General features: G+C 74.4%; 6 protein-coding genes. All 6 read right to left on the bottom strand.

Translation table 11 applies throughout. From position 1 onward, the window contains the following. Positions 1-123: 123 nt before the first annotated feature. Entirely contained in the window at positions 124-966 is an 843-nt protein-coding gene (locus AB0G16_RS06825; RefSeq protein ID WP_362799785.1) for a M55 family metallopeptidase, read from the bottom strand. Further along, a complete protein-coding gene (locus tag AB0G16_RS06820; RefSeq protein WP_362799782.1) occupies positions 963-2,186 on the bottom strand; it encodes a DUF6395 domain-containing protein in 1,224 nt (407 codons plus the stop codon). The genes AB0G16_RS06825 and AB0G16_RS06820 overlap by 4 nt, the downstream gene beginning before the upstream one ends. Further along, the gene (locus AB0G16_RS06815; RefSeq protein WP_362799779.1) at positions 2,183-2,674 is read right to left on the bottom strand and encodes a hypothetical protein; all 492 of its coding nucleotides are present in this window, start codon (positions 2,672-2,674) and stop codon (positions 2,183-2,185) included. The genes AB0G16_RS06820 and AB0G16_RS06815 overlap by 4 nt, the downstream gene beginning before the upstream one ends. Before the next feature lie 136 nt (positions 2,675-2,810). Beyond that, a complete protein-coding gene (locus AB0G16_RS06810) occupies positions 2,811-3,581 on the bottom strand; it encodes an enoyl-CoA hydratase-related protein (protein WP_362799776.1) in 771 nt (256 codons plus the stop codon). Positions 3,582-3,687: 106 nt separating this feature from the next. Beyond that, positions 3,688-4,875, bottom strand: coding sequence for a glycosyltransferase family 4 protein (locus AB0G16_RS06805; protein WP_362799773.1), 1,188 nt, complete (start codon positions 4,873-4,875; stop codon positions 3,688-3,690). A 126-nt stretch (positions 4,876-5,001) separates the two neighbouring features. Next, entirely contained in the window at positions 5,002-7,122 is a 2,121-nt protein-coding gene (locus tag AB0G16_RS06800; protein WP_362799770.1) for a glycogen debranching N-terminal domain-containing protein, read from the bottom strand. Positions 7,123-7,388 lie beyond the last annotated feature (266 nt).

Raw genomic sequence — 7,388 nt, 5'->3', positions numbered from 1 at the left:
GCAGTGGCGGCAGTGGCGGCAGTGGCGGCAGTGGCGGCAGTGGCGGCAGTGGCGGCAGTGGCGGCGGGAGCGCCCGGGGCGGGACGTGAGGGATCGGGGGGGATCGGGGAGGACATCGCGGGATCAGCCGTACGCGCCGCTGCCGCAGGCGACCTGGCCGCCGATCATGGCGAAGAGCCCCATGAGCGCCATGATCTGCGAGAAGTCGTCGGTGGTGAACTCGGTGTGCCGGGGGCCGGCGGCCGTCACGCCGGGCACCAGCGCGCACCCGGCGGCGATCGCGGTGGAGTTCCACTCGACGCCCAGGGTGAACGGCGGCTCGGGCGCGTACAGGCGGAAGTCGGCCACCCGGTCCAGCGCGCGGGCGGCGGCCTCGCGGATGCGCGCCTGGGCCACGGCGGGCGGCAGCAGCTCGGCGGCGAACCGGTCGACGCCCCGTTTGACCGCGACGGTCTCCACGTCGCCGAGCAGCTCCCTGGCCTCCTCGCAGACGGCCTCGTCCCCGGTCACCAGGACCACCGGCACGCCGAGCGACCCGGCGAAGGCGGCGACCAGGCGGGTCTCGCCGCACACCTCGCCGTTGAGGTGGACGTCCTGGATCTCCCTGCCCATCCAGGTGTGGTTGAGGACGCCGTGCCGCACCCCGGCCCGCGCGTGGTAGCCGGCGAAACAGGCCGCCCGGTAGCTCGCGTCGAGCCCCTGGCCCATCCGCAGCGGCTTGCCCGGCCCGCGCAGCAGGGTCGCCCGCTCGTCGAGCAGGTCGATCCTGAGGTTCTTCGTCGACCCGTGGGCGTCGTTGACCCGCACGGCGGTGGCGCCGCCGTCGAAGGCCCCGGCCACGACCGCGTTGACGTCCGCGGTCATCAGCTCGCAGCCGCGCTCGTAGCCGCGCCCGCCGGCGTGCATCTCCTCGGGGTCGGTCAGCCCGGTGACGCCCTCCATGTCGGCCGAGACGTAGACCTTCACGCCGCCCCCCAGGTCTCGACGCGCCGCGCCTCGTCCTCGCTCATGAGACCGATCTCCCCTGTCACGACGTCACGAATCCGCGCGCGCCACGGCTCGGGGATCTCCTCGATCGCGGGCGGGTAGCAGCGCTCCAGCCAGGCGGTGGAGGACTCGGTCGCGCCCAGGTACCGCGCCGCCGCGCCGAAGACCGTGTCCTCGACGCCGGGCACGCGGGCGCAACCGTACTCGATCATCTCCTGGCCCCCGTACGGGGGCGGCTCCTGCCACTTGCGCGCGACCGGGCGGCCCGCGGTGATCGTGGTGCGCAGCGGGCGGCGTTCGACGGCGGCCTGGATGAGCTCCTTGTACAGGCACTTGCCGCAGGTCCCGCAGGGGCCGCCGACGCCGCGCAGGCACCAGCGGAGCTGCTCGCGCAGGTCGGAGTTCAGGGCCAGGCGCATCGTGACGGCCTCGCTCACCCCGCCCACCGGGAGCACGATGTGTACCCCGGCCGCGGCGAACGCCCGCCCCCAGGCGCCGTGCGGGGCCCACATCGGGTTGTCGGGCGTGTAGCGCAGCAGGTAGCGGTCGCCCCCCAGCCAGCGTGAGCCCAGCTCGTAGCCGAAGGCCAGGCCGCCCAGGTCGAGCTCGTCGGCCATCAGCAGCGCGCCCGCGGCGACCGCGTGGTGCTCGGGGTAGCCGGGCCGGGGCTCGGCGAGCGTGAACTCCAGGTCCGAGCCGACCACGGTGAGGTCGCGGCCGGTCTTGCCCGCCAGCTCGGCGAGCACGTCGGCGCGGTAGTGGGTCCAGCGGTTGGGCACCCTCGGGTGGGAGAGCCGCCGGAAGTGCACGAACGGCGCGTCCGGCAGCATGGCGGCCACCGCGACCGAGTCCGCGCCGCCGCTGTAGGAGATCGCCAGCGTGCCGCCGGACCGCGCGCCCTCGCCGGCGGGACCGGCCTCGACCCCCCAGCCGTCGCCGATCGCCCCGGCCAGGCCGTCGGAGATCGGCCGGTCGAAGACGATCCGGCGCCTGGTCCACGGGGCCACCACGGTCCACGCGGCGAGGGCGAGCAGGTCGGGGTGGATCTCGCGCGGGGTCCGCGGCAGCTCGATCCGGAACGAGTTCGTGGCCAGCCTCAGCGGCTGGCCGTCGGCGCACAGGCCGGTGACGTCGTCCTCGGCGTCCAGGCGGAACACCATGCGCCAGACGTCGCCGCCGGCCGTCCAGGTCACCCTCACCCGGCGCTCCCCGCGAGCGCGGGCCCGCCGGCGGCGGGGCCGTCGGCGTCAGGGCCGTCGGCGGGCCCCGGCGCGGCGTTCTCCCGCGTGGCGCCCCCCCGTGCCGTGTTCTCCCGCTTCTCCCGCGCGGCGTCTCCCCGCGCGGCGTCCCCTCGCGCGGCGTCGGAGCGGTCCACGGCCTGCCAGAGCAGCACCTCGTTCCTGAGCACCTCCTCCAGCGCCACCGCGGTCTCCCGGGCCAGGCGGTGGGCGTCGTCCCAGCGTCCGGCCCGCGCCGGGTCGAGGCGGGTCCCGGCCACCTGCGCGCGCAGCTCGACGACCTCCGCGCGCAGCGAGGTGACCTCCCTGGCCAGCGTCCGGACCTCCCAGAGCGCGTCCTTGACGTCCTGCCGGTGGTCGGCCCTGGAGATGTACCGGGCGTCGAACCAGCCGAGGACGGCCCTCCGCAGCGGGGTGGGCACCAGCGCACGCCTCGTCAACCGCACCATGGTCGGCACGATACCGGCAACGCCGGACCAACCAGGACCAATCCCCGTAAGCCTCGGCGTTCCCTGCGGGTCCGGCGGACCCGACGGGCTCGGCGAACCCGGCGAACCCGGCGAACCGGCGGACTCGGCGGACTCGTCAGCGGCCGGTGAACTCCGCCTTCGACCTCTCGGAGAAGGCCCGCATGCCGGTCGTGGCGTCCTCGGTGGCGAACAGGCCGGAGAACTGCAGGCGCTCGATCTCCAGACCGGTGTCCAGATCGGTCTCCAGGCCGCGGTCGATCGCCTGCTTGGCCGCGCGCAGCGCCAGCACCGGGCCGCCGGTGAACCGGCCCGCGTAGGCGAGGGCCTCGGCGTGGACCTCCTCGTCGGGGACGACCCGGTCCACCAGACCGAGGGAGAGCGCCTCGGCGGCGGACACGTGGCGCCCGGTGAGGATGAGGTCCTTGGCCCGGGAGGGGCCGATCAGCCGGGGCAGCCGCTGGGTGCCGCCCGCGCCCGGGATGATGCCCAGCAGGATCTCCGGCTGGCCCAGCTTGGCCGACTCGCCGGCGATCCTGACGTCCGCGCACAGGGCCAGCTCGCAGCCGCCGCCCAGCGCGTACCCGTTGACCGCCGCGACCACGGGCTTGCCGATCCGCGCCACCGCGGTGAAGCAGTCCTGCAGGACGCGCGAGTGGGCCGCCATGTCGGCGTACGACATGCCGGCCATCTCCTTGACGTCCACCCCGGCCGCGAAGACCGGCCCCCCGTAGAGGACCACCGCGTACACGCCGGCGTCGGCGTCCACCTGCCGGGCGCACTCGGCCAGCTCCAGCTGGGCCTGCAGGTTGAGCGCGTTCATCTTCGGCCGGTCGATCCTGATCGTCGCGACCCCGCCGTCCGTCTCCACCCGTACGAACTCGCCCATGAGCGTCCCTTCGCCGAACCTCGCCCCACGCGGCCGGCCCGCGACCGGCCGCGGGTGTCCCACCGTGTCGTGGTCCACCGTGCCGTGGTCCAACATAGGGCGCGGCTCAGTTGACGGGCATCGCCAGGTCCCTGCTCTCCTCGGCGCCGCCGCCGGTGCCGTCCGTGCCGGCGGCGCCCTCGGCGGCGGCGCCGGTCGCGGCGCCGGTCGCGGCGGGCAGGGCGGCCAGGACGGACGGGGCGGCGATCGTCCTGCGGTAGATAGCCTCGTAGCCGCGGGCCATCGCCTCCACGCAGAAGAAGCGCTCCACCCGCGAGCGGCAGTCGCGCGGGGAGATCGCCCCCACCGCCTCGACGGCGGCGGGGAGATCGGCGGGGTCGCCGCGCACGAAGCCGGTGAGCCCGTCCACGACCACCTCGGGCACGGCGCCCCTGCCGAGGGCGACCACGGGCGTGCCGCAGGCCATGGCCTCGATCATGACCATGCCGAACGGCTCCTCCCAGAGGATCGGGAAGATCAGGCATCTGGCCGCCGCCAGCAGCTCGTGCTTGCGCGCGGTGCCGGCCTCGCCGAGGTACTCGGCGTCGGGGCCCAGCCTGGGCCTGACCTGGGCGTCGAAGTAGGCGTGCTCGCCCTTCTCGACGAGCTTGCCGGCCAGCAGGATGCGCCGCCCGGCCGCGCGGGCCGCGTCGATGGCCAGGTGGGCGCCCTTGTCCTCGTTGAACCTGCCCAGCCAGAGCACCCAGTCCTCCTTGTGCTCCCTGAACGGGAAGGTCCCGGCGTCGACGGCGTTGTGCACCACCCCCGCCCAGTTCAGCTCGGGGGCGACGCGCCGCTGGGCCTCGGAGATGGCGACCATCGAGGCCGTGGCGCCGAGCACCCGGTAGTAGTCGCCGAACTCGCCCCCCACGTCCCCGTGGCAGGTGACCACCGTCGGGGCGGTCCTGGCGGGCGCGGACAGCGGACCGGCCAGGGAGTGGTCGTGGACGACGTCCACCGCGAGCCCCCCGCTCATCGCGTGGACCCTGGCCGCGTGCAGCACCTCGGGCAGCGACTCCCCGATCCGCTCGGAGGGCGCCTGCCCGCAGGTGGCCAGGAAGCGGGCGGACGTGCCCGCCCTGCCCGCCCCGATCAGCGTGACGTCGTGCCCGCGCCGGGTCAGCCCGGTGACGAGACCGGCCACCATCGACTCGATGCCGCCGTAACCGCGGGGCGGCACGTCGTACCAGGGCGGCGCGACCATCAGGACGCGCATGCGCCCGGACCGGTCCGGGATGTCTGTGGAAGAGAACATGGCCACCTCACCTGCGAGGGCGCCGAACGACGCGTGGGACGCGTAGGGCACCGACGGACACGTGGGAACAGCGGGGAGCGACGGGAGCGCGTGCGGGCCGCGGAGGGGGCGCCGGGGACACGCGCGTCAGTGGGCCGGCCACATCGCCCTGGCCGGTGGCCCGCGCGGCTCGTCGATCAGCGTGATGCCCGGGGGCAGGCCGCGGACGGACGCGCCGGCGCCGCCCACCTCGATCGTGACGTCGGAGCCCGCCAGCGCGAGCCCGTCGATCCGCAGGCCCTCCAGCCCGGACGGGCACAGCCGGACGTACCCGCCGGGTATGGAGGGGTCGAACCGGAGCATGCTCCGCAGGAGCTGGATCGGGGCGGCGGCGGCCCACGCCTGCGGGGAGCACGAGGACGGGTAGGGCACCGGCCAGGTGAACTCGGCCCGGTCGAACCCGCAGAACAGCTCCGGCAGCCGCCAGCCGAACGCCTCGGCCGCGTCCAGCAGGCCGCAGGCGACCCGGTTCGCCTCCCGCTCGAGGCCGTAGCGCATCAGGCCCGCCGCGATCAGGGCGTTGTCGTGCGGCCAGACCGAGCCGTTGTGGTAGCTCATCGGGTTGTAGGCCCCCATGTCGCCGGCCAGGGTGCGCACCCCGTACCCGGTGAACATCCGCGGTGAGAGCAGCAGCTCGGCCACGGTCGCGGCGCGGTCCTCGTCCACGATGCCGGTCCACAGGCAGTGGCCCATGTTCGAGGCGAGGCTGTCGACGGCGCGCCCGGCACCGTCCAGCGCGACCGCGTAGTGGCCGCGGCCGGGCAGCCAGAAGCGCTCGTTGAAGGCGTCCCTGATCCGGCCGGCGCGGGCCGTCCACTCCGCCTCCGCCGCGCCCTCCCCCGCCTTGGCGGCGAAGTGGGCGCGCGCGAGGTAGGCGGCGTAGACGTAGCCCTGGACCTCGGCCAGCGCGACGGGCGGGCGGGCCAGGGTGCCGTCGGCGAAGCTGACGCCGTCGAAGGAGTCCTTCCACCCCTGGTTGACCAGCCCGTGGTCGGTCTTGCGGCGGTAGGACAGGAAGGGGTCGGCCGACCTGCGGATCCAGTCGAGGGCGGCGTCGGCGTGCGGCAGGAGCTCCTCCACGGCCTCGTCGTAGACGCCCCAGCGGCTCAGCTCGCCCAGGACCATCACGAACAGCGGGGTGGAGTCCACCGAGCCGTAGTAGGCGCGGCTCGCGTACGGCGAGGCGCCGCCCCGCCGGTCGAAGCGGAGCTCGTGCAGGATCTTGCCCGGCTCCTCCTCGGTCAGCGGGTCGCTCACCGCGCCCTGCAGCCTGGCCAGGCGGCGCAGCGTGCCCAGTGCCAGCGACTGGTCCATCAGGAGCGCCATCCACGAGGTGATCAGCGAGTCGCGGCCGAACAGGGTCATGAACCACGGCGCGCCCGCGGCGACCGTGGGAGGGTCGTCGGGCCGGTCCGGCTCGAAGAGCCGCAGCGCCCCGAGATCCTCGGCCGAGCGTTCCAGGACCTTGGACAGGATCCGGTCCGGAGTCGTGATCACCGGGCTCCGTCGCTCCCAGTCGGCGCGGCGCCTGGCCGGCTCGGCGTGCTCCAGCGGGCGATGGGCCGGGAACCGGCCCGGCGACTCCTCGCCCTCCAGGATGGGGGTGACCTGCAGGCCGGTCGTCCATTCGCCGCGCGCGGGAACCAGCACGCGGAAGACGAGCAGGCCGGGCACGGCGAACGGCGCCGGTTCGGCCACCACCCTGGTGCCGCGCGCGCGGCAGGCCGAGACGATCAGCAGCCCCGACCGGTCGGCCGTCGTCTCCATGTCGGTCACGTGCCGGACCCGTCCCGCCTTCACCTCGAACAGGTCGGCCATGTCGGAGCCGACGTGCAGGGCGACCACGCACCCGGCGGGCTCGTCGGCGAGGTTGCGCAGGGTCAGGTCCTCGCGCAGGCCGCCGCCGACGTAGCGCTCCCTGATCACGAGCAGGCTGCTCTCGACCCGTCCCGGGCGCGGCCCGGCCCGTCCGAGGAAGGTCGCGTGGTACGGCTCCCCCGACAGCACCCGCAGCGCCTCCACCGGCAGCTCGTCCACCCGCAGCTCCCAGCGCGACAGCAGCCGGGTGTCGGCGTGGTAGACCCCCTGCACCCCGCCCTGCAGGATGTCGCCGTTGCGCGCGGACACGCAGAACGAACCGCCCTCGACCAGGGTGACCGTGGTGTCGCCCAGCGCGGCCGGCTGTCCCTCGGACGTCCATGCGCTCACTGACCCGCCCCCAGCTTAGGGATATGTCGGTCATATGGGGATTCCCGGGATAAAGAGCGGAGAACGCCACAAAAGGCATTATTAGCGTCTTTTACCTGTTAAGAGGGGCCGTGGGTTCGCGTCCGGCGCCCGCCCGGCCCCGGGCCGGTCTCCCGCGTCCCGACAAAGGCCGCGAAAAGCGAAGCCTCCCCACATCGGTTGGAGTCACAGCCCGGCGGATCCTGGCATACCCGCTCGTTAACAGATAGTAGTCATCTCATTACCAT

Source organism: Streptosporangium sp. NPDC023615, from assembly GCF_040640155.1.
Taxonomy (GTDB): domain Bacteria; phylum Actinomycetota; class Actinomycetes; order Streptosporangiales; family Streptosporangiaceae; genus Streptosporangium.
The sequence above is the reverse complement of the archived record's forward strand: the minus strand, read 5'-3'. Positions and strand labels throughout refer to the sequence as shown.